Here is a 22634-nt window from a genome sequence, read left to right as displayed (position 1 = left end):
ACGTTTTTGAGTGCTGTTGTCGAAATGTTCGCAAACGCCCCGTCAACTGGTCATATGCAACACTTCAGGTCCTTTTCCCTCACACCCTCACTTTTGAAGGACCTCACCGGGTGTTGTCGCAATCAGTCACGATGTGGGCGGCTAGGAGAAAGATTACCCATGTCGGCTATTTGCCAGGTAACGGGACGCAAGCCAGAATTTGGCAAGCAAGTCTCGCACTCGCACCGCCGCACGTCTCGCCGTTGGAACCCCAACGTGCAGCGTCGGCGTTATTTCCTGCCTTCTGAAGGCCGGACCATCACGTTGACCGTGTCCACCAAAGGAATCAAGATCATCGACCGCGATGGCATTGAATCCGTAGTCGCGAAGATCCGCGCACGGGGAGAGAAGGTATAACGATGGCCCGTAATGACATTCGTCCAATCACCAAGCTGAAGTCCACTGCGGGCACTGGTTACACTTACGTGACCCGCAAAAACAAGCGCAACAACCCGGATCGCATCAGCTTGAAGAAATACGATCCGATTGCCCGTAAGCACGTCGAATTCCGCGAGGAGCGATAGAAATGGCTAAAAAGTCAAAGATCGCCAAGAATGAGCAGCGCAAGGAAATCGTTGCCCGCTATGCGGAGCGTCGCGCTGAACTCAAAGCAATCATCAAAGACCAAACCAAGTCCGAAGAAGAGCGCTTGGATGCCCAGTTCGAACTGAACCGGCAGCCACGCGACGCTTCCCCTGTGCGTGTTCGCAACCGCGACTCTCACGACGGTCGCCCTCGCGGTTACCTGCGTAAGTTCGGTTTGTCCCGTGTCCGTATGCGTCAGATGGCCCACAACGGTGAGCTTCCTGGCGTTCGTAAGTCCAGCTGGTAAAGGGAGGACACCACCATGGCTTCGAAGCGCAATAACCAAAAGAAGTTCCGCATGGAACAGTCCCGTCGCCCAAAGAAGAACCCTTTGAAGGCACGTGGCATCACTCAGGTGGATTACAAGGATACTGAAACCTTGCGCCTGTTCATCTCGGATCGTCACAAGATTCGTTCCCGTCGCGTCACCGGCTTGAACCCGCAGCAGCAGCGCCAGGTTGCTACTGCCATCAAGAACGCACGCGAGATGGCACTCCTGCCGTTCACTACCCGCTAAAGACGGGCTAGAACAAGGCAACAACAGCAGCCATCAGCATTTCACCCCGGTTTATCCATTGTCTTTGGATGAACCGGGGTTTTGTGTATCGCTATACCATCGTTCGTTGTTGTGTACTCTTGAAGGGTATTGCCTAGCAATATTTTTGAGACCATAAGAGACGAATATTCTAGCAAGCACGCTCTCGGACAGAGTGAAGGTTAAGAGTGAAGGTTAAGGGAGGTCATCTATGACGGGGACTGTCGGCCGTCCGCGCAAAAACCGTCCACGTCGACGGGGCGCGAACGCGCGCGAGGAGATTTTGGACGCGTCCGCAGAGCTGTTTACCACGCAAGGTTTTGCGATGACCTCCACGCACCAGATTGCTGACGCTGTCGGAATCCGTCAGGCATCGTTGTATTACCACTTCCCGTCTAAGGCAGAAATTTTCCTTACCCTGCTGAATTCGACGATTGAGCCTTCCCTAAAACTGGCGCAATTCCTGTCCACATCTGATAATCCTGTGGAGCTTCGCTTGTGGGCTCTGGTAGCTGCTGAATCTCGATTACTGCTTTCCGGGCGCTGGAATGTGGGGCGCTTGTATCAGTTGCCGGTGGCGAATTCTCCTGAGTTCGATGATTACCACCGTCGTAAGGCGCGCTTAGCGGAGTATTTCCGGCAATCAGCCGCAGAAATTGTTGGTGCCGACGATCTTCGCGTGGATCTTCCTTTCCACTTAGCTCTCTCTACCATCGAGATGCGGCCAAACGACGGCGTCGCTCCCCAACCATTGCGTGATGACAGCTTGCCAGAAGCGGCCATTATGCTTGCCGACGCAGCCATGGCAGTCATTGGCGCCCCCCTGCCGGATGAAAGGGAACAACGGACTCTGGATCTTCTTATTCCGATCCACAAGTAACTACACCAACACCGCGGCCGTTTTTCGCACAACGGGTGGTTGCGCTCAATGGAACTATGCCATCTAAGCTTCTAATAGCCCCGAAAGATTGCCGAAAGGATCATCTATGCGCATCGCAGTCCTTGTGAAAGAAGTCCCCGATACAAATAAACAGCAGGAGCTCAGTTTAGAAACCGGCCTTCTGAAGCGACGGGATGGCGAAGATGCGGCCACCATGGTCCTCGACGAAATTAGCGAGCGTGCTGTAGAAGCAGCACTCCGCCTAAAAGAGCATTACGCTGACAGCTTTGCTGGGGAGATTACTATCGAGGTCATCTCTATGGCTCCCGAGGCCGCGCTGACATCTATACGGCGCGCGTTATCGATGGGGGCCGATGAAGCAATTCATATTCACGATGACAAGCTGCTAGGCGCGGACTTAACAGTGACTGCAGAGGTTTTAGCTGCAGCATTACGCCAGAGAGACTACGACCTCATCATCGCGGGCACGCACTCTTCCGACGGCGCTTCTGGCGCCTTACCAGCCATGCTCGCAGAACACCTCGGTGTTGTCCTTTTAAGTCATTTAACATCACTTAGCCTCGAGCCATCCGAATCCGGCACCGCCACCATCACAGCGTCTCGCAGCACCACGTCTGCGGTGCAATCCTTAAAAGCATCGTGCCCAGCGGTGGTATCAATCTCTGAGGTATTCCCAGAACCTCGTTTTCCTAATTTCAAAGCCATCATGGCAGGGAAGAAAAAGCCGGTGACTAATTTCAGCCTCGAAGAGCTAGGTGTCGACGCAGAAGATTTTTCTCACCCACGTGCAATCATGACAGCTGTGCAGCCAGCCCCAGCGCGCGAGGCTGGCACCAAGATTAATGACGAGGGCGACGCTGCGGAAAAGATCGTCGACTACCTCGAGAGCAACAAGCTTATTTAGGAGCACCCCCATGACCTACCCTGACAACTGCGTCCTTGTCGTCTGCGAATTAGCTGCCGATGGTGAGCTCCCGGAAACAATTTCTGAATTGTGCGGGGCGGCAAGTGCTATTGGAACTCCAGTAGTCCTCCTGATTGCGCCAGGCGAAGTTGACGAGACCACCACTAATGCAATTGCCCAAGCGGGCGCTGAACATATTGCGATAGTCGTGCAAGATTATAGCCAGCTCGGTTCAGCAGTTGCCGCTGTAGAAGAAGCGATTACAGAATTTTCTCCAGTTGCGACTATATGTATTGCAGATGCAGACGGCACCGATCTCGCAGGACGCGCTGCTGTGCGTATGCAACGCGCTTTGCTATCCGACGTCATGGGTATCGATCGCGACGACGAAGGCATCATCGCCTACCACTCAGTCCTTGGCGATACATATTACGTCACTTCCGCAGCAACCTTTGATTCTCCCATCATTACTTTGCGCCGTAACACAGTCGAGAAACGCGCCAAACCTGGCACAGGACACATAACAGAATTACAGGCAACAACGCTTTCACACGCAGCGATTGTCACCGAGTCCACCGCAATTCCGCAGACCTCCGGGCGCGCTGCTTTGCCCAACGCACAAGTTGTCGTCGCCGGCGGCCGCGGTTTTAGCTCCACGGAAGAATTTCAGGCCGTAGAAGATCTTGCCGACGCCCTCGGTGGTGCTGTCGGTGCTACGCGGGCTGCTGTTGACGCTGGCTATGCGGATCCCGCGGCTCAGATCGGGCACAGCGGTGTTTCCGTCCAGCCTGATGTCTACTTCGCACTTGCACTTTCCGGCGCCATCCAGCATGTGTCTGGTATGAAGTCATCCAAACACATCATTGCAATTAACAAGGATGAAGAAGCACCAATCTTCGATATTGCTGATTTCGGTGTCGTCGGCGATGTCGTCGACATCCTCCCTCAGCTCACGAGCTTGCTTGCACAGCGAAAGGGTTAAGCAATGAGTTCTACGCAGGTTCTCCGTCGCGGGCTTCCGCGAACTCCGGGTGGCGAGCCATGGCCACCAGTAACCAAAACTGATGCTCACCAGGCCGCAGACCGTGCATCAGATATCCAGCCAGCGTCCAATGCCGTGCCAACACACAGCGCACCCGCAAACGGCGGTGCAACAAGCACAGCATCATCACTCGTTGTGTTGCGCCAAGGCTTACCACGAACCCCGGGTGGTAGCCCGTGGCCTCCAATATCCGCATCTAAAAGCAACGATGCCCCGCACACAGCCGAGTCGGCGGATGTCTCCACCGGCTCCACAGAATCCCCTGTGCTCAGTGAAGCACCACGGCCTGCTGAACCTACTAAACATACTGAACCTACTGAGTCGGCTGCACCCACTCGCCCTGCCAGAAGCACCAGATCTACTGAAACTGGACGCCCTGCACCAGTTTCTGCACGTTCTAGAAAACACAGAGAGCAATCGAAGACAGATTCTTGGCTCGACCGCGAATACGGCCCATTCAGTCTGAAGCAATGGCTTGGCGGTGGCTTGATTGCATTTGGCGGCATCATCGCGCTCGCTGCACTCATCGTTGTCGGTGCGCGTTGGTTCTTACACACTACGACCGGCGCAGAATTCATCGCACACTACGACGGACACCCGGAACTTCCCGAAGGTACACCAGTTGGGTTCCCGGCATGGCTTTCCTGGCAACACTTCCTGAATTTCTTCTTCATGGCCTTGATCATCAAGACGGGGCTGTCGATCCGCTACGAGCGCAAAGCACCGGCGTATTGGGCACCAAAGAAGAAATCTGCACAGAAGATCAGTCTGACCATCTGGACGCACCTGGTTTTTGATCTGCTGTGGGTCATCAACGGCGTAATCTTTTTTGTCTTGCTCTTTGCCACCGGGCAATGGGCGCGCATTATTCCTACCAGCTTGGATGTATTTCCGCATGCGGCTTCTGCTGCTGTGCAGTACGCATCGTTGGATTGGCCGACCGAAAACGGTTGGGTGCACTACAACGGTTTACAGCTATTGTTGTATTTTTTCACCGTGTTCGTGGTAGCTCCGCTCGCCATTGCCACAGGTTTACGCATGTCTACCCTCTGGCCTCAATCGCAGGCGTTCAGCAGCATCTACCCCATCAGCATCGCCCGCAAAATCCATATGCCAATCGCGGTGTATTTCATAGTCTTTACCGTAATTCACGTGCTCATGGTCTTTGCGACGGGTACGCTGCGTAACCTCAACCATGTGTGGGCTGCACAAGGAGATCCAGATCCTGCGGTCTACGCCGGAAACTGGTCTGGTTTTGTTTTTTTCGTCATCGGATTGGCAGCCACGTTCGCAGCGGTCGTCTTTGCCCGACCAATGGTTCTAGCACCGCTCGCGCGTATATTCGGCAACGTGACTGCCCGTTAGGAGATGTCCTATGCCTATTATTCCTAGTTCCCAGCCGACGAGTCCACAACCTCATTCACCGCGGCTACTCGAAGTAACCATGCCTGATAACTCCACTTCACAGGTCCGGATCTTTGAGCCGAAACACCACCGTGCGCACAATGACCACGACAAAGGTGACGGTATTGCGCCTGATACACAAGACAGTGCCGCTATCCAGTCCAGTAGTAGAACGAATGGATCCACTGCTGGGGGTTCCACTAAGCCGTTGGTGATTATTTGGCCTGGTTTTGGAATGGGAGCTCGTTATTTCGATCCCATGGGGCGAGAGCTTGCCACGCGAGGTTTTCTCGTCGCCAGTGGAGAATTACGTGGGCAAGGAACCTCGACGGCACAAGCCACGCGTGCACACACGTGGGGTTATCACCATTTAGCTTCGCAGGATTATCCTTTGACCATCAAATCCGTCAAAGAAGATCTCGGGCTCGCTGCTGACCATCCCACGGTCTTTCTTTGCCATTCCCTGAGCGGTCAAATCGCTCCTCTGTTTTTCACCAGAAACGAAGCCGCAGAACTCAACGTGCTGGGGTTCTTAGGGGTGGGTGCGGGAAGCCCCTACTATCCTGGCTATTCTGGCTCCATCAGACGCAAACTTCGCATCGGTACCGTCATCATCAAAGCCATCGTGTCGGCGATTGGTTACCAACCAGCAGGAACATTGGATCTCACTGGTTACGGACGTCAAGCAAAGCACATCATGCTGGAATGGGGAAAATATTCCCATACCAACCAACAGCGTAATTTGCTTGGCGAGGATCGCGACTACGAAGATGCCAAGTACAATCTCACGATTCCGGTTGTGCTCACCCGCTTCGACAACGACGCGGATTGCACACGAGGCGCCTCCGAGAATCTTGCTGCTGGTATGCCCAACGCGGATATCAGCATCGAGGAATACCCTGAACAACTTGGCCACAATCGGTGGGCACGCCAACCAGAAGTTATTGCTCACCGCTTCGAAAAATTTGTCAGTCAACTATAGCTAGCTCCGCCAGCACTGATTCGGTCACCTAGGCTTCGGCAAGCATTGCTGCCACCGCCATGGGAGTGCCCTGTTCGCGTATCAAATCACCGCCAGCCCAGTGATAAACATGGCGGGAAGAATTAATCATTCCCGCAGCCAGCTGTACCCGCAATCGCGCGCGTTCATAATCCAGATCTGGCCGACACCGTTGCAGCACCTCCACCCACATGTGCAGATAGGTCATTTGCAATGACTTCACGCGAGAAAGTTCTTCGTCGGCAAGATTACGAATCTCCCGCTCTTGTACTCGGATGAGATCAGGTTCGGTGGCAGCGATCTGGGTTTGGGCTGCTACCAAACCGGTCAACACCACCCGGGGATCCGCATCTCTGCCATGTTCATACATGACCTCGGGGCCTCGGGCAACCAGGCGGGATGAAATATCGATCAACAATTGCGCCAGCATGTCATCTTTGCTGGAAAAATACCGATACACCCCTGGGCCGGAAATACCGACGGCAGCACCAACATCTGCCAGGCGAGTCTGGTGGAAACCACGTTCGGCAATAATGCGCGCCGCCTCACGAAACAATGCTGTGCGACGGCGCTCTTTCGCCTGCGAACGGGCCGTAGAACAACGGGCTGTAGAACTCGGTGCCACTAGTGGAAAAAGTGCCGAGTTCCAGTGAAGTACAACGCCACGCCAGCTTTCTCCGCAGCGGCAATAACTTCTTCATCACGGATGGAACCACCCGGCGAGACGACGGCTTTCACGCCAGCATCTAATAACACTTCCAGCCCGTCGGCAAATGGGAAGAAGGCATCCGAGGCAGCGACTGCACCGTTGGCGCGCTGCTCGCCGTCGGCAAGCGTATTCGCCCGTTCCACAGCCAATCGCGCAGAATCAACGCGGTTCACCTGCCCCATACCCACACCGACGGTAGCTGAACCACGGGAAAGCACAATGGCATTCGACTTCACAGATCGCACCGCCCGCCACGCGAACTCAAGATCCGCGAGAACTTCATCACCCACCGGCTCGCCTGCAGCCAACTTCCAATTCGCAGCTTGATCGCCTTCTGCCTGATAACAATCTGGCTCTTGGAAAAGCACACCACCAGAAATCACCGTGGTATCCCAGGAACCAGAATCGTCTGCCAGCTGCGCGTCATCGACCTGCAGAATGCGGATGTTCTTTTTGCCCTGCAAAATCTCTACCGCACCGTCTTCGTACTCTGGCGCCAGAATGACCTCAGTAAACACCTCTGCTACTTGCTTGGCCATGTCGACGCTCACCGGCCGGTTCGTGGCGATCACACCACCGAACGCTGATACCGGGTCACACGCATGCGCATTACGGTGTGCCTCCGCGATCGAATCATCCGAAACTGCGATGCCGCAGGGGTTCGCGTGCTTGATGATCGCTACACAAGGACGCTGATGATCGTGCGCAGCACGCCACGCAGCTTCAGCATCCTGGTAGTTATTGAAACTCATTTCCTTGCCGTGTAACTGCTGCGCATTCGCGACGCCCCCGGCTCCCGGAATACGTTCCAGATACGCAGCCTGGTGCGGGTTTTCGCCATAACGCAGCTGGGTAGCAGGAACATCCTGGGCCACGCTGGATTCGGACTCATCTTCAGCATCCGCCACGAGTTCAGCGAACATCCATGAAGACACCGCCAAGTCATATTTCGAGGTGTGGGTAAATGCCTCCAACGCCAATTGTCGACGCTCTGCAAGGCTAAAGCCGTTACCGGCCACTGCTTCTGCGACTGCGCCGTAATTAGCTGGGTCGACAACAACGGCCACGGAATTATGGTTTTTTGCAGCAGCGCGGACCATAGCTGGCCCACCGATATCAATCTTTTCGATGCATTCATCAACACCCGCACCAGAAGCCACGGTCTCTTCAAATGGGTACAGGTTCACCACTACTAAGTCGAAAGCCGCGATATTCAGCTGATCAAGCTGATCACGGTGTTCTTGCTTGGACCGGTCCGCCAGGATTCCACCGTGTATACGTGGGTGCAGGGTCTTCACCCGCCCATCGAAGCATTCTGGGAATTCGGTGACTTCTTCCACCGGGGTGACCACGACCCCAGAGTTTGCAATCGCTTTCGCTGTAGAGCCAGTAGAAACAATTTCTACGCCTGCATCAGCCAAGTTTTGAGCCAGCTCTTCCAAACCGGTCTTGTCATAGACACTGATCAGTGCGCGTTTGATTGTGGTGTGCTCTGAATTAGTCATGCTGAAAAACTACCTTCCTCGAAGTCTGCTCAATCTCGGCCGAACGCAGCAGCGCGACCAATGATTCGCGTTCTACTTTCTTAATCCGCTCGTGCAACTCATCTTCGCTGTCATCTGCGCGAATGTTTACAGCTCGTTGCGCGATAATCGGGCCCGTGTCGACGCCTTCGTCAACATAATGCACCGTCGATCCGGTAACTTTCACGCCATAATCCAACGCGTCGCGCACTGCATGAGCACCGGGGAACGACGGCAATAAAGCCGGATGCGTATTAATGAGGCGACCATTGAATTTCTGTACGAAACTTGGGCCCAAAATTTTCATAAACCCAGCCGAGACAATCAAATCGGGTGCGCCGACTGATGCAGCAAGCTGCTCATCCCACTGTGCACGATCATCCAACATCGGCACCACCGCGGTAGCTACGCCCGCATCTCGGGCGCGCTCAAGCGCTGGGCAATCACGATCAGAGACAACTAATTCAACGGCGTAATTATCGTCCTGGTTATCGAGGAGGGCCTGCAATAATGTGCCGCTTCCCGATACCAAGGCAGTCAGTCGCAGAGGTGTATTCACATCTCACTAGACTACTCGGTACGTTTGGACTCGTCATTTTGACGATTATTTTCATTCTCAGAGTCATTCTTAGAGCCATCCTGAGCAGCCGCAGTTTTACCGAGTTCATCGGCATCGTCGAGTTCACCGCTATCTTCGACTACATCAGTTTTATCGGATGCAGCAGTCTTATCGGATGCATCGGCTTGTTCACCCAATTCTTCCGATTCTTCCGAGCCAGCGTCCTGCGAGTCTTCGGCTCCTTCTCCCTGCGCTTGTTCAGCAGGCACCGCGTCGTCAGCCAACATGTGCAGTTCCTGTTCGTCGTAGTCCGCTGGATCTTCTTCAATTTCCCCGCGCGCTTGACGACGCTGAAACACCAGCAACATAAGCGTGACTGCCAAGGCAATACCGCCAACCCAAATCAGCGCCAAGCTTGCCGTCCACAACACAGGCAAACCGGTATTGCTATAGGCGCCAACCTCTCCTCCGGTCAGCAACACTGCGAGCGCAACAATTACCCACGTTGCCAGGCCTGCGCTTAAGGTCATTACCGGGCTCGGACGCATTCGCAGCATTACCACAACGATCACTGCCACTGGGATTAATAATCCGACCCAAGCCCAGCTTGCCGACGAAACCGGAATCACACCAAACACCGGCAAAGGCGGCAGCGGCACCAAATGGGTCTCGAATAAGGACACGCTGGCGGCGCCAAATTGGTATTCGGAGCCGAGCAACACACCACCAACACCGATCACGGCATTCGGAATATATGCCAGGGATAGCAGAACCAAGGCGAGTTTTGCGGCAGATTCGGCTTGTGGGTAAGCAGCCATGATCTCTGCTTGCCGCTCCCAGCCGACGACAAACAAAATCAATCCGACAACCGCCGCCGCAGCAGACAGCGCTGCAAGTGTTTTTACGCCAACAACAACACCGTCGAAAATCGACAACGGAACTCGGTAGCGCCGTGCAAGTGCCCGCCATGCGTTCGGCCCTAAACCAACCACAAACGCCACCAGGTGCACAAGAAGGACCGAGACCAGCACTGGGCCAATCGGCGGCACCGCCACGGGATACACCGTCTGGGCGTCAGCAAGCATAAATAAGGCAATCACGGTAAGCAGCAACGGCGTGCTTAAGCTCCAGGCGAACACCATCAACAGATCAATAATGCTGAACCGTTTCCGTACGCTGGCATGCACTTGTCGGGCAGACAATGCGATCGTCAGCAATGCCGGTAGTAACGGTACTGCGGCAATAACAACACCCTCGCCTGCCACTGGCGCAGCATGAAAGACCAACCATGCCGTTGCGATGACCGTGGGCAACACCGCAATGGATGAGGAAGTTATCAGTAACGTCGCGACCGCTATGACGATGATCGACATGATGATCACCGCGTGTGGAATGGCAAGTGTTAGCCCAACTTTACGGATGCGCTGCCCCATTGTTAGATGAGCAGCAGCGGGTAGCGCCGTAGAGCTTGCCGACGTCTTCTTCCGACGCTGCGAGCGTGTTGCATCACGACGCGTCACGTCACGAGAGCGTCGGGCGCTACTCTGTAGCTCTGCATGGTGAGCAGAAACAGCAGTACGAGGCCGTCGTTGTGGACGGCGCGCGGGACGGGAATGCGGGCTCGAATTGCTATTCATCGTGTACTACTTTGCCATGTTCAACGAATAAGACCACCGTGGCGCGTCGAAAATACCACGGTTGGCGTTACTCTCATTAAGTCCGATCCGGCAGAGGCCCGGAAGTCACACCCAGCCCACAGGCCCCAGATTTTACAGTGGCACCATATTTTACGGTTAGTTACACCCATGTAAGGGATAACACAGCTAACAGTGCAAATTTTTCCGAAATTGAGTTGATCGATCGGGGCTGAGACATTATTGTTACATTCGTTAGATAACAGACAGGTTACAATTCAACGCTCGTTTACTGGCCAGCATGCTGATCGGGAAACGATGCACCGAATTAGTCGAGAATTGCTGAAACAGGAACGGAAACTATTGATGCAAAGTTCTTCCATTCGCTCCCGTGGGGGCCGCCACCGCAAGGTTAACGCGTCACAAACCGCTAAGGGACGCATCGCCCTGGTCACGGTGGCAGCAGGGACTGTATCGTCCGCCGGCATCGGTGGCGCCGCGGCTGCACAGATCAACGCCGCGGAAGTTACAGAGCAAGACGCAACCGTCGACGCTGGCACCACAGATGTGGGCTACACCCTCGCCAACGACGCAGACACCTTCCTTCCGGGGATTGGCGCAACTCCACAAATCCTAGAGATCAATGAATTCCGCCCCGTCGCCAACCTGGCCGAACAGCTCGACAAGGCCGTTGCTCACTCCACGGAACGCATCGCCGAGGACCTAAGTTCCCGTTTACCAAGCATCGTCAAGCCAGCCGAAGGCGCCTTCACCTCCGGTTTTGGCCCACGCTGGGGCTCTTTCCACAACGGCATCGACATCGCTAACGCAAACGGCACCCCAATTCTGGCAATCATGGACGGCACGGTTCTAGATTCTGGCCCGGCTTCCGGTTACGGCAACTGGATCCGCATCCAGCACGACGATGGAACCATTTCGCTGTACGGCCACATGGAATCATTGGATGTATCCACCGGGCAGCGCGTGCATGCTGGCCAAAAGATCGCGGGCATGGGCAACCTCGGTTTCTCCACTGGTACACACTTGCACTTCGAAGTACACCCAGGCGGTGGCGGCCCCGTGGACCCAGCTGCATGGCTCGCAGAACGTGGCATCCACGTGTAAGCACTTCGCCTACACTAGACACATCTAAGCCCCCTAAACGAGCTAGCACTCAACTTTTTATACCGCTTATTCCGCAACTTGTCTGCATTTGTTCCTGCAGTGGGATAAGCGGTTTTTGCGTGCCAGAAACTTCGTGGGTTCCAAACTCCGCCAGCAATTCAGCATCCACCCCATTGATCCACCCCCATAAATCACCCCTAAAACACCCGAGGCGAAATCACACTATTCACACAAACCACACCAGCAACACACCGCATGAGCTGGAATCTTTTGGCATGTCGAGAAAATCAACCCATTAACCAGCCCTTATGGCATTGCCATCACAAATAAATAACGGTAGCTTGAACAATGTTCTGAACACGGCTCTAAATAAGGCTCTACACAAGCCGCAGCCGGATGGGCAATCCACGTCCGTTCCCGGCGAGAGCCTTTCAGTAGTTGTAAGACTGCACGATTAGACAGGATCTTGTATGAAGCCTTCCCACCGCTTTCGACGGCTCATCCTAGGCGTGAGCGCCGCCGGCCTCGCGGTCGCTATGAACATGCCGGGTTCCACACCAGCAGCCAACGCTGATCCGGCTCTGACAGCAACTGTCAACCCAGGCAGCGCCCAAGACCCCGTCATTAACGGTTATGATCTAGACGCTCTGCTCAAAGTTGCCGAAGGATTGGCATCCACTGTGCAGCAGCTCGACCAAGATGGGGCTCCGAGCCTCCAAGACAACATCGATGCCCTGGAGATCATAATCGACCCCCTCACCTCCCCGGAAGCAGAGCCCGCGGAGAAGGTAGCACAAGCTTCCCCATCAACGTCGTACATGACTGCGGAAAAGGGCACCACTGCCGACGGACGCACAGTGGTCTTTCCTACCGAGGGAGTTTTTACCTCACCATACGGACCGCGCTGGGGCCGGATTCACCAAGGCATTGACATCGGAAACGGTATTGGCACCCCGATTTATTCCATCATGGATGGCACCGTTATCAGCGCCGGACCGGCACAAGGATACGGTAAATGGGTGCGTGTCCAGCACGACAATGGTGAAATCTCCGTGTACGGTCACGTGAACTCATACAGCGTGAGCGTTGGCCAAAAAGTTACAGCCGGCGAGCAAATCGCCACCATGGGAAATGAAGGCCATTCCACCGGCCCACACCTACACTTTGAGATCCGCCCAGACGGTGTCACCCCGGTAGACCCAGTCCCATGGTTCGCCGAGCAAGGCATCACCGTCCGAGGCGCTAAATAGCGCCCCAAGAGCACTCCTAGAGTTTCTCCATAGGCGGCGCACCCACCAACATCAAGCGAATAGTTCCTGAAGAACCAAAGTCAATGGTCACGGTAGCACGCGCTCCCTGGCCATCCGCAGAAATCACGGTGCCCAAACCATATTTGGCGTGATTGACCTTGTCTCCAACGGCAAGCTCTAATTTCGCGCCACCGGTTTTCTTGTCCGGGATACCGGAACGGTTCTGCTGCAAAGGGGAAGACGCAGTAGAACCACGCATCCGGCGCGAACGGCGTGCCCCGTACGACATTTCTGCCCAAGAATCATCATCGCCTCCACCAAAGCTAGTGAAGCTAGAACCACCAGCGCCCCATCCAGAGCCCGGGCCTGCGGTGGGTTCTTCACGTTTCCAGGTGATGACTTCCGACGGGATTTCCGCCAAAAACCGGCTCGCGGGGTTTTCCACCGGGCGGCCCCAGGCAGAACGCATCATCGCCCGAGTCAGATAGAGTTTCTTCCGCGCTCGCGTAATGCCCACATACGCCAGGCGGCGTTCTTCGGATAATTCGTGTGGATCACCAAGTGCACGCATGTGTGGAAATTGCCCGTCTTCCCAACCGCTGACAAACACCACCGGAAATTCCAGTCCCTTGGCTGTGTGCAGGGTCATGAGGGTAACGACGCCATGCTCGTGGTCTGGAATCTGATCGGCATCAGCAACCAGGGATACCTTTTCCAGAAATGCAGCCAACGAACCTGCTGGGGATTCACCATCTTCCAGCCCATCGCCTGCGCCAGCGGCACCATTGACAGCATTGCCTTCGTCGACAGCATTGCCATCGTTTGCACCATTGATATCTGTTTCGTCTAATCCAGCGGCGTTTGCCGCATCAGAGGAAAATTCGCGCGCTACCGATACCAACTCGTTCAGGTTGTCCAACCGGGTGCCATCTTGCGGGTCATTGGACGCTTCTAATTCCGCTTTGTAGCCGGTGATATCGAGAATACGAGCAATCAATTCACCGAGGTGCGGCTGGCCAGTGGCTGCATTAGTCATCGAAGGAATTTCTTCCCGCACGGTGGCGAGCATCTCGGCAAAACCACGCAGTGCATTCCGCGCCCGCGCACTGAGGCCAGCTATTTCTCCGGCAGCTGCTGCTTCCAGGGCTTTGCCGAAGCTAATATTGTGGTTTTCAGCGTGCACAGCGAGTTGCCCCTGGGCTTTATCACCAATGCCCCGCTTCGGGACATTGACTATTCGTCGCATGCTGACGGTGTCATCCGGATTTTCCAATACACGCAGATAGGCCACGATGTCGCGGATTTCTTTACGCTCGTAGAACTTCGTGCCACCGACTACCTTGTATGGGATACCCGAGCGGATGAAAATATCTTCCAACGCACGGGAAGCGTTATTCGTCCGGTACATCACCGAAATATCGTTGTAGCTATATCCCTGGTCGCTGAGCGTGTCGATCTCGGAGGCGATAAACCGCGCCTCATCATGTTCGTTGTCCGCCACATACCCAATAATGTTTTCGCCTGCGCCCTGATCGGTCCACAGTTTTTTCTCTCTCCGCCCCTCGTTATTAGTGATCACTGCGTTGGCAGCAGTCAAAATATTCTGCGTTGACCGGTAATTTTGCTCCAACAAAATCGCGCGCGCCTGCGGATAATCGCGTTCAAATTCTTCGATATTGCGGATGGTGGCGCCGCGGAAGGCATAGATCGACTGGTCAGAATCGCCAACCACACATAACTCTGGGGCGCTAATGCGTTCCGGATGTGACTGCGCACCGCTGTTCTTGCCGACGAGCGCTGCCACCAGCGCGTACTGTGCATGGTTGGTGTCCTGATACTCGTCGATCAGCACGTGCCGGAAGCGCCGCCGGTAATATTCAGCGATGTGTGCGTGCTCCCGGAAAATCCGCACGATCTCTCCGATGAGATCGTCGAAATCCACGGCATTCGCTGCCCGCAGACGACGTTGATATTCGGCATAGACTTCTGCGACAGCAGTATCGAAGGGATTTTTCGTGGTCGCTGCCGCAGAGGCTGCCGCGGCTGGCCCCTGCAATTCATTTTTATGGTTTGAGATCGCATTCGCTAGCACCCGGCCGGTAAATTTCTTCAGGTCTAGATTCATGTCCTTGGCGATCATCGACAGCAATCGGCGGGCATCGTCGCCGTCGTAGATGCTGAAATTAGTATTCAGGCCGTCGACAAGATGAGCGTGCTGACGTAGGATCCGCACACACGTCGAGTGGAAAGTGGCAACCCACATGCGCTCGGCAACAGGACCGACGAGCTGGCCGACGCGCTCTCGCATCTCTCGGGCAGCCTTATTGGTAAAGGTAATCGCCAAAATTTGGTGGGGTGCTACGCCCCGCTGCTGCATCAAATACGCAATGCGCCGGGTCAACACCGCGGTTTTGCCGGAGCCTGCGCCCGCAACGATCAACAACGGGCTTCCAGAATGCTCCACTGCCTGTCGTTGTTGCTCGTTCAGCCCGGCAATAAGATGTTCAGCCGATTGTGGCCTCGGGTTTGTTCTGTTGCCACCATCCGGCAGCTCGGTATCACGTGGCGGAAAACCACGGGGTTGTGTACCGCCGAATAACGATGGCTCAGGACTGTATGTTGCAGGATTGTATGGTGCATTACTCTGTGAATCACTAGCTTGCGGGCGAGGCTGAAACGGCGATGAATTCATAATCTTCCAAACTACTATTTCGCCTACTATTTCACCGTTTTATTGTTTCACCTTCGTATTCCGTCTTGTAACCGCCACCACAGTAGAATGCCCCGTATGAACCAGATAGACAACGTGGCTTCGAATTTCTCTGTGCGCACCCCAACCGGGACTGATGATCCGCTGTCAGAAAAAGAAATTGAGACTTATCGCAAAGAGATCGACAAGATGAATGACATCATCCTCACCGCGGTAAAACGGCGCACTGAGGTCGCCCAAGCAATTGGTAAAACGCGTATGAGCTCCGGTGGCACGCGTCTGGTACACACCCGCGAGGTGGCGATCATCAACTTTTTCCACGACGAGCTCGGTGCCGACGGCGTAGATATCGCGAATGCGCTACTGCGTTTGGGTCGGGGACATTTAGGGTAATTCACTTGACCTAGCCCAGCGGCACCGTCTAGCCAAGCGCAGCAGCACAATCTACTGGATAAATGAACAGTGATGAGAAATTTTTATTCACCTATTTAGTCACCAATTTTGCAGACAAATCAAATTCTATTTATGCAGTACAACACCCCATTCTTCCCTCTCTGACCTGCACCGTTCAGCAGGTGTAGACCGCTTTGTCTAAAACGAGCAGACCAAGAGTGCTATCCTAGCGATCATTCCACGTGGCAAGCACGAGCGCCTGCCACAGCAATTCAAGGAGGTTCTCATGTCTGATCTAACTCCAAACCACAAGGCCGGCGAACCACTCGCACCAATTGATGGCGACAACCTGCAGGCGATGGCCAACAAGAACGCCGAAAACCCTGAAGGCGGCAAGAAGGTCATCCGCACCCACACCGAGGCAGATGGCCAGTTCCGTAACTACACCCAGGTACGCGATCTGGAACCAACCCTGGTTGCCGAACCACCAAAACTACTCGGCGATGATTCCGCACCTAACCCAACCGAGATCGCTCAGGCCGGTCTGGCTGCCTGCATCTCCGTCGGAATTCAGGCCATCGCTACCCACCGCAATATCACTTTGACCAAGATCAACATCGATATCGAATCCGATATCGACATCTCTCCAACCTGGGGTGTGAGCCCACGCGAGGACGCCCGCCCGGGTGTTTCCGACGTTCGCGTCAAGGTGGATATCGATGGTGATGCTGAACGCGAAACTCTCGAGAAGGTCGTCGCAGACGCTATCCAGTGGTCCCCAGTCGTCAACACCTACACCCGTCCAGCCAACCTGACCCACGAGTTGGTCTAGCCTCTCAATCGGTTACTCCCTTCTCACAGCGATCAGACCCCAGGGCAGCAGCCTAGGACAATGAGGCTGCTGCCTTCTTGTTAATAAGACGACGTTAATAAAACCTTTAAAGGCGACTTTCATGACTACCGAATCACACAATATTGAATTAGCCCCTTTGGAGATTCCCGAGGATATCCGCACAACACTGCAGGAAAACGCTTCCGCTGTCGACAAAGGCGAAAAGCCAGCACGCTATGGCCTCGAACTTTTGGCTCAGCACGGCCTGCTTAACACCGACGATCTCGTCGCCACCGTTCGCTTGGTACGCGGTTTGGCCCGTGAGGATCTGTCTATCGCTTTCAGTACCTGGGCAGACCTCATGGTTTTGACTTACTTGAAAGCCGCCGATACCCAGCACCCACAGCTCATTGAGGCTATTGAAAATGGCACCCGCCCCGGTGTCACGGGCATGGCTTCAGTCTTTAAATATGCTGCCGGTGCCGGGGATCTTGATTTGCAGGCACGAGCAGTTGACGGAGGATATAAAGTATCCGGTAAGTTAAAGTGGGCCTCGAACTTGGCTGATGATTCCATCATTGTCTCTGGCGCACACTCCGATCAGGGCGGGCAGATTTTATTCGTCGTCGACGGCAACGCAGAAGGTCTCACCCTCGGTACCCCTTTCGGGTTGCTGGGACTCAATGCCACCGCTTCTGCATGGGTCGAATTCGACGATGTCTTCATCGCAGAAGAAAACATCTTGACCACAAGCTTTCAGGATTATCTGCCACGAGTGCGCCCTGCGTTCTTGCTTCTGCAGAGCTCAGAATGTCTCGGAGTTGCAGAATCCGCGATTGCTGCAGCAAGCGGAAAGACGGTGGGCATTAACGAAGTTTTTGCCGATGACGTGGCACAGACCTACGACAAGATCACGGAGCTGATCTCGACCCAGGAATCCATTGCAGAAAAAACTGCTTCCGGTGAGCAGGTAACGTTCGCGGATCTGCTGCGTCTACGGCTCAATGCGGCAGAAGCTGCCGTTCAGGCCGCTAATCTTGAGATCCGCGTTGCAGGCGGTGCTGGCTATGCACAGTCGTCCCCAGCATCTCGCCGTTACCGTGAAGCGACGTTTATTCCTGTACAGTCGCCTTCCGAAGGTCAGCTGAAATGGCAATTGGCACGCGAGGAAAGCTAAGCAGTGACAAATTCACAAAGTTCGACTCTTGAGTTCAGCCTCAAAGACAAACTCCGTGGTGCATCGGGAGCCTTCCCGAAAGGAACCACGGTAGTGACCACGTTGCACGAAGGAGCAGATGCTGGAATGACAGTATCCGCATTTTCGTCGCTCTCGCTTGATCCACCGTTGGTGATGCTATCGGTCGGCAATCATTCATCATCTTTACCGAAGCTCATCGAAGGCAACCCAATTGCAATTTCAGTATTGGCACAAGGCCAAGCACCACTGGCACAGCAATTTGCTCGGAAAGGTATCGACCGCTTCGCTGGGGTCGACACTCACCGCACAGCACTGGATGTGCCGGTGATATCCGGGGCCGCATCATGGTTTTCTGGCACGATCCAGTCCAAAACCCCCGCTGGCGATCACACCATTGTGATTGTCGAAGTCGAAGAATGTGATTCCGACGCCTCGGTATCTCCATTGCTTTACCAAGGCGGCGAATTCCATTGCTGGCCAGAGGCCGGATGGCGCCCATCTTCCATCTAAGCTCGCTTAATTAAGGCTGAGGTTTTATCCCTCGGCCACAACTAACGAATAATCAACAACCCGCAAGTATTCAGCCGAATACTTGCGGGTTGTTGCATGCTCACTCCAGCCCTGGGATTTCAGAGTTAATTCCAGAGTTAGCAACCTTTCGTAACTCTCATAATAAAAATTCACGGCGTGTCGAAACATTAATAACATCAGAAACACTTGTAACTTCAGTTGCATGAACTAATTTGGCCAAACCTTACTGCATCTGAAAACACATCACTGCTTATTTATTTCCTGCAAGGAGTCCATCATGAGGATGCGCAGACATTTATCTCCTTCTCGGCCCCGCTGGATCACGCCTACCATTGCTCTGACAAGTACGTCCGCCCTTGTTCTAACCACTGCGTTCGGTGGTAGCCAGGTATTAAATACCCACGGTGTCGGCCACAATTCTGTGGAAGCGACGCTCAAGACCACGAGCTTTTCCAACGGCACCACGACCGTCGTCGATGACCCAGCTATCGCCACCCAAGGTGCCTATGACCACGGACACGGACACGGACACGGACACGGACACGATGATCTGTCAAACGGCGAGTCCCGTGCTGTCCAAGAATTCACTCAAGACGAAGAATTCGACTCTTTCGCGCTGACCTGGGAGGGCAATCGCGACGTCCTCGCATTTTTCCGAGCCCAAGCCGCCGATGGCTCCTGGGGTCCATGGCTGGAAACCCATCCACTACCCACCCCTGTCGAAGCCAGTAAACAAGGCACCGAACTGATTTATGTCGCGCCGACCAACAAGGTCCAAGTTTCGCTTGCCGGCGTGGACCTTTACGACGGCCACGAGGGCCACGACAGCCACGGGAACCATGCCAGCCACGACAGCCATGACGAACAAGATAGCCTCGGAGTCCCCGATAGTCAGGATGCCCACAGCGACCATAATGACCGTAATGACCACAGTCGCGAGATTTCGCCGCAGGTGCACACCCCGAAAGCGGGATTGGAAACCTCAGAAGGAATCATCCAACCAGTCACTGATTCTGTAGACCTCACCCACTCCGAGAACGCCGTTGGCGTCGCACCGTTGCCGAAAGCGGAAGAGCTCAGCGCCGTTTTCGTTAACGGCCAAGAAGGCGCTACTCCCGCCGGTATCCAGCAAACCGCTAACCTTGCCGTGGGCATGCCTAGCGTGGTCACCCGCCAAGCTTGGGGCGCCAACGAGTCCCTCCGCGGTAACTGCGGATCCACCGGCATGGATTACAAAGCGATGACGCTGCATCACACCGCTGGTATGAATAATTACAGCCGTGAATCTGCGGCTGCCCAGGTGCGCGGTGCATACCAGTACCACACGCAGTCGCTGGGGTGGTGCGATATCGGATACCACGCGCTCGTCGACAAATTTGGCACCATCTACGAAGGCCGCCGCGATGGATTGAATGCCGGTGTTCTCGGCGCACACGCTGGTGGGTACAACACCGGCACCTTTGGGATCGCCATGATTGGTAACCACCAGATTGCTCCGGTTCCGCAGCCTACTATCAATTCCGTAGGTCAGATCGCTGGCTGGCGCGCGGCCCAATCTGGTTTTGATCCTTCCGGTACCGTCTCCCTAACCTCCGAAGGTAGCCAGTACGCCCGCTACCCTGCCGGCGATACCCGCACATTTCACCGCTTCCATGGCCACCGCGACGTGGATAACACTGAATGCCCTGGTGACGAAGCCGTAAAACAATGGGCATTAATCCGTGCGGCCACGAACCAGGCCTATAGCCAGGTAAAAAACATGATCGCGGGGAACCCCGGAATCACTCCGGGACAGACCCAGAACAATCAGTCTCAGTCAAACCAATCACAGTCCAATCAGTCTCAGACCAATCAGTCTCAGTCCAATCAGTCTCAGTCCAATCAATCAGAATCGAACCAATCACAGGGCACTACTCCGCGACGCCCGTCGTCGCCAAACGGTAGCGGTACCCCAGGTCAAAACCTTGCCGCGATAGCTGCCACCGCAATTGGCTTGATCGCGCCTATCGTGATGACGCTGCTGAAAAACTCACAAACCAGCAGCCTGCCTGACAATGCCAACAATTTGGCGCAAGTCGAAGCCATTCCAGGGCTGAAGCTCGGCGATGTTCCAGGCCTGACCGGACGCGTAGTGCAACTGACCGGAGATTCCACTATCGAGCAAACCTGGGCACGGATCAACGCTCTACTGGGGCCGGTATTAGGCACACCTATTACCGGAATCGGTACCGCAGGCGCAGGCGCGGGATTCGGTACAGACGTTGACTTCGCAGTGTTCGACAACGGCGTGATCGTCGATTCGGAAGAAACCGGCACGCAGGCGTTGTGGGGTGAGATCGCCCGCGTTTGGGCTAACGGTGCGGTAGAGGCACTGGGCTTGCCGACAAGCACCCCGGAAAACTACGACGGAAACACCCCGATCCAGGTGAATTTCCAACACGGATCCATCACCTATAACCCAAGCACTGGCCACATCGAAATTGTAGAAGACGACTAGAGGGGGTAATCCGATGACGACGATGTACCCTGTCACAAGCCATAACCGCAGCCACAAGCACAACCATAGCCACAGCCACAGCCACAGTCACAGTCACAGCGACCAGCACAACCATCACAACCATCACAACCATCACAACCATGGTCACAAGGCTGGTCATTGCCAGCACGGTTCAGCGACTGGCCTCCGACTCGTAGCGGTCATCATTCTCACCACTGCTATTTTGGTCGCAGAAGTCGTGGGAGCATTCTGGTCTGGGTCCCTGGCTTTGCTTGCCGACGCCGGGCACATGGCCACCGATTCGGTCGGGTTAGTCATGGCAGGGCTCGCACTGTGGTGGGGGCAGCGGAAAGCCACGCAACTGGCTACCTACGGGTTTTCGCGGGCGGAAGTCATCGCTTCTGCGCTGAACGCTTTGCTGGTGATGGCTATTGCGGTCTGGATTGTGTTCGCGGCAGTCCGTCGGATTCACGATCCCGCTGAGCTTTCTGCCGAAGTCATGCTAGTCGTCGCCACGATCGGCCTGCTAGCCAACTTGCTGGCGATGCTAGTGTTGCACAAACCGTCGCAAGATTCGCTGAATATCAAGGGTGCTTACCTGCATATTGTGTCGGATATGCTCAGCTCTATTGGGGTAATTTTCGCTTCCGCCGTGGTGTGGATAACCGGTTGGGGCGGCGTGGATATTGCGGTATCCGTGTTGATCCTGGCAGTGTTGTTGCCACACTGTTGGCAGTTGTTGCGACAGTCGTTGTCGGTGTTGATGCAGCACGCGCCGGCCGGACTAGATTATGTGAGCATTCAGCGGGAGCTATTGCGTATCCCAGGCATCGAGCGGGTCTACGACCTGCATCTGTGGTCCCTGACCGGCTCGGATGCGGTCGCGACGGTACACATTGTTATTACACAACGAGGCTCTAGCCAGCGTGATGCTGTGAACCATTACGAAACAGTCTTGCGCCGCGTGGAAGCTGTCTTGCGCGACACGTATGGGATCACACGCACCACAATCCAAATTGAGGTCGCGCCCAACCGCCGCATGAACCACCGCAACATCCACCACGACAACCAACCCCTTGCCGCTGAGCTTGTCGACGCCGGGCTTGTCGACGCCAACGTAGAACACGCAGACCATGCCGCTGCACATCACCCACATACTGCCGAACATCAGGGATGGCGCCTGTGGGAAAAAACTGCCGTGACATGCACCCGAAACTGGCGTGCACACACCGTCTCGAGTAGCGAAAGCAGTATCATATAACG

Annotated in this window: 23 protein-coding genes; 17 read left to right on the top strand and 6 right to left on the bottom strand. The window is 54.9% G+C overall.

Annotated elements, in window-relative coordinates; all coding sequences use genetic code 11:
* The first annotated feature begins 159 nt into the window (after positions 1-159).
* The 7 genes from rpmB (at position 160) to QP888_RS09005 (ending at position 3946) form a co-directional block, all read left to right on the top strand.
* Positions 160-396, top strand: a complete 237-nt coding sequence (gene rpmB / locus QP888_RS09035; protein WP_018121215.1) for a 50S ribosomal protein L28 — start codon at positions 160-162, stop codon at positions 394-396.
* Positions 397-398: 2 nt separating this feature from the next.
* Positions 399-563: a 50S ribosomal protein L33 gene (gene rpmG / locus QP888_RS09030; RefSeq protein WP_018121214.1), complete on the top strand. Its 165-nt coding sequence runs from the start codon at positions 399-401 to the stop codon at positions 561-563.
* 2 nt (positions 564-565) lie between these two features.
* Positions 566-871, top strand: a complete 306-nt coding sequence (gene rpsN, locus QP888_RS09025) for a 30S ribosomal protein S14 (protein WP_018121213.1) — start codon at positions 566-568, stop codon at positions 869-871.
* A gap of 15 nt (positions 872-886) precedes the next feature.
* Complete coding sequence (gene rpsR, locus QP888_RS09020) at positions 887-1141, top strand: 30S ribosomal protein S18 (protein ID WP_018121212.1); 255 nt, start codon at positions 887-889, stop codon at positions 1139-1141.
* 229 nt (positions 1142-1370) lie between these two features.
* Positions 1371-2039, top strand: a complete 669-nt coding sequence (locus QP888_RS09015; RefSeq protein WP_284813220.1) for a TetR/AcrR family transcriptional regulator — start codon at positions 1371-1373, stop codon at positions 2037-2039.
* 106 nt (positions 2040-2145) lie between these two features.
* A complete protein-coding gene (locus tag QP888_RS09010) occupies positions 2146-2964 on the top strand; it encodes an electron transfer flavoprotein subunit beta/FixA family protein (protein ID WP_284813218.1) in 819 nt (272 codons plus the stop codon).
* A 10-nt stretch (positions 2965-2974) separates the two neighbouring features.
* A complete protein-coding gene (locus tag QP888_RS09005; RefSeq protein WP_284813216.1) occupies positions 2975-3946 on the top strand; it encodes an electron transfer flavoprotein subunit alpha/FixB family protein in 972 nt (323 codons plus the stop codon).
* Between the two features lie 10 nt (positions 3947-3956).
* On the opposite strand, the gene QP888_RS09000 is transcribed toward QP888_RS09005, so the two are convergent.
* Positions 3957-4202 (bottom strand): hypothetical protein, encoded by a 246-nt coding sequence (locus QP888_RS09000; protein WP_284813215.1) that lies wholly within the window; start codon positions 4200-4202, stop codon positions 3957-3959.
* Positions 4203-4492: 290 nt separating this feature from the next.
* Between QP888_RS09000 and QP888_RS08995 the strand changes: the two genes are divergently transcribed.
* Both QP888_RS08995 and QP888_RS08990 read left to right on the top strand, forming a co-directional pair.
* Entirely contained in the window at positions 4493-5371 is an 879-nt protein-coding gene (locus QP888_RS08995) for a cytochrome b/b6 domain-containing protein (RefSeq protein ID WP_284813213.1), read from the top strand.
* Positions 5372-5381: 10 nt separating this feature from the next.
* On the top strand, positions 5382-6392 hold the full coding sequence (locus tag QP888_RS08990; RefSeq protein WP_284813212.1) for a serine aminopeptidase domain-containing protein: 1011 nt from the start codon (positions 5382-5384) through the stop codon (positions 6390-6392).
* Positions 6393-6420: 28 nt separating this feature from the next.
* Here the strand turns inward: QP888_RS08990 and QP888_RS08985 are convergent, their stop codons facing one another.
* The 4 genes from QP888_RS08985 to QP888_RS08970 are packed head-to-tail and all read right to left on the bottom strand — an operon-like array spanning position 6421 to position 10838.
* Entirely contained in the window at positions 6421-7035 is a 615-nt protein-coding gene (locus QP888_RS08985; protein ID WP_284813210.1) for a TetR/AcrR family transcriptional regulator, read from the bottom strand.
* Positions 7035-8624 carry a bifunctional phosphoribosylaminoimidazolecarboxamide formyltransferase/IMP cyclohydrolase gene (purH, locus tag QP888_RS08980; RefSeq protein WP_284813209.1) on the bottom strand — a complete coding sequence of 530 codons (1590 nt, stop codon included), beginning with the start codon at positions 8622-8624 and terminating at the stop codon, positions 7035-7037. Before purH ends, QP888_RS08985 begins: the two co-directional genes overlap by 1 nt.
* Positions 8617-9201, bottom strand: coding sequence for a phosphoribosylglycinamide formyltransferase (gene purN / locus QP888_RS08975; RefSeq protein ID WP_284813208.1), 585 nt, complete (start codon positions 9199-9201; stop codon positions 8617-8619). The genes purH and purN overlap by 8 nt, the downstream gene beginning before the upstream one ends.
* Positions 9202-9212: 11 nt before the next feature.
* On the bottom strand, positions 9213-10838 hold the full coding sequence (locus QP888_RS08970; RefSeq protein ID WP_284813207.1) for a cell division protein PerM: 1626 nt from the start codon (positions 10836-10838) through the stop codon (positions 9213-9215).
* A 363-nt stretch (positions 10839-11201) separates the two neighbouring features.
* Here QP888_RS08970 and QP888_RS08965 point away from each other — a divergent pair, with 363 nt between their 5' ends.
* Both QP888_RS08965 and QP888_RS08960 read left to right on the top strand, forming a co-directional pair.
* A complete protein-coding gene (locus tag QP888_RS08965) occupies positions 11202-11960 on the top strand; it encodes a M23 family metallopeptidase (protein ID WP_284813206.1) in 759 nt (252 codons plus the stop codon).
* A 470-nt stretch (positions 11961-12430) separates the two neighbouring features.
* Entirely contained in the window at positions 12431-13210 is a 780-nt protein-coding gene (locus QP888_RS08960; protein WP_284813205.1) for a M23 family metallopeptidase, read from the top strand.
* Positions 13211-13226: 16 nt separating this feature from the next.
* On the opposite strand, the gene QP888_RS08955 is transcribed toward QP888_RS08960, so the two are convergent.
* Positions 13227-15902, bottom strand: coding sequence for a UvrD-helicase domain-containing protein (locus QP888_RS08955; RefSeq protein WP_284813204.1), 2676 nt, complete (start codon positions 15900-15902; stop codon positions 13227-13229).
* Positions 15903-15998: 96 nt separating this feature from the next.
* Here QP888_RS08955 and QP888_RS08950 point away from each other — a divergent pair, with 96 nt between their 5' ends.
* The 6 genes from QP888_RS08950 (at position 15999) to QP888_RS08925 (ending at position 22632) form a co-directional block, all read left to right on the top strand.
* Entirely contained in the window at positions 15999-16313 is a 315-nt protein-coding gene (locus tag QP888_RS08950; RefSeq protein WP_284813203.1) for a chorismate mutase, read from the top strand.
* Between the two features lie 286 nt (positions 16314-16599).
* Positions 16600-17145: an OsmC family protein gene (locus QP888_RS08945; RefSeq protein ID WP_284813200.1), complete on the top strand. Its 546-nt coding sequence runs from the start codon at positions 16600-16602 to the stop codon at positions 17143-17145.
* 121 nt (positions 17146-17266) lie between these two features.
* Positions 17267-18322 carry an acyl-CoA dehydrogenase family protein gene (locus QP888_RS08940; RefSeq protein ID WP_284813199.1) on the top strand — a complete coding sequence of 352 codons (1056 nt, stop codon included), beginning with the start codon at positions 17267-17269 and terminating at the stop codon, positions 18320-18322.
* A 3-nt stretch (positions 18323-18325) separates the two neighbouring features.
* A complete protein-coding gene (locus QP888_RS08935; protein WP_284813198.1) occupies positions 18326-18853 on the top strand; it encodes a flavin reductase family protein in 528 nt (175 codons plus the stop codon).
* A gap of 304 nt (positions 18854-19157) precedes the next feature.
* A complete protein-coding gene (locus tag QP888_RS08930) occupies positions 19158-21371 on the top strand; it encodes an N-acetylmuramoyl-L-alanine amidase (RefSeq protein ID WP_284813197.1) in 2214 nt (737 codons plus the stop codon).
* 13 nt (positions 21372-21384) lie between these two features.
* A complete protein-coding gene (locus tag QP888_RS08925; RefSeq protein WP_284813196.1) occupies positions 21385-22632 on the top strand; it encodes a cation diffusion facilitator family transporter in 1248 nt (415 codons plus the stop codon).
* The last annotated feature ends 2 nt before the right edge of the window (positions 22633-22634 follow it).

Origin of the sequence: Corynebacterium sp. MSK297 (assembly GCF_030232885.1) — a bacterium.
Taxonomy (GTDB): Bacteria; Actinomycetota; Actinomycetes; order Mycobacteriales; family Mycobacteriaceae; genus Corynebacterium.
The sequence above is the reverse complement of the archived record's forward strand: the minus strand, read 5'-3'. Positions and strand labels throughout refer to the sequence as shown.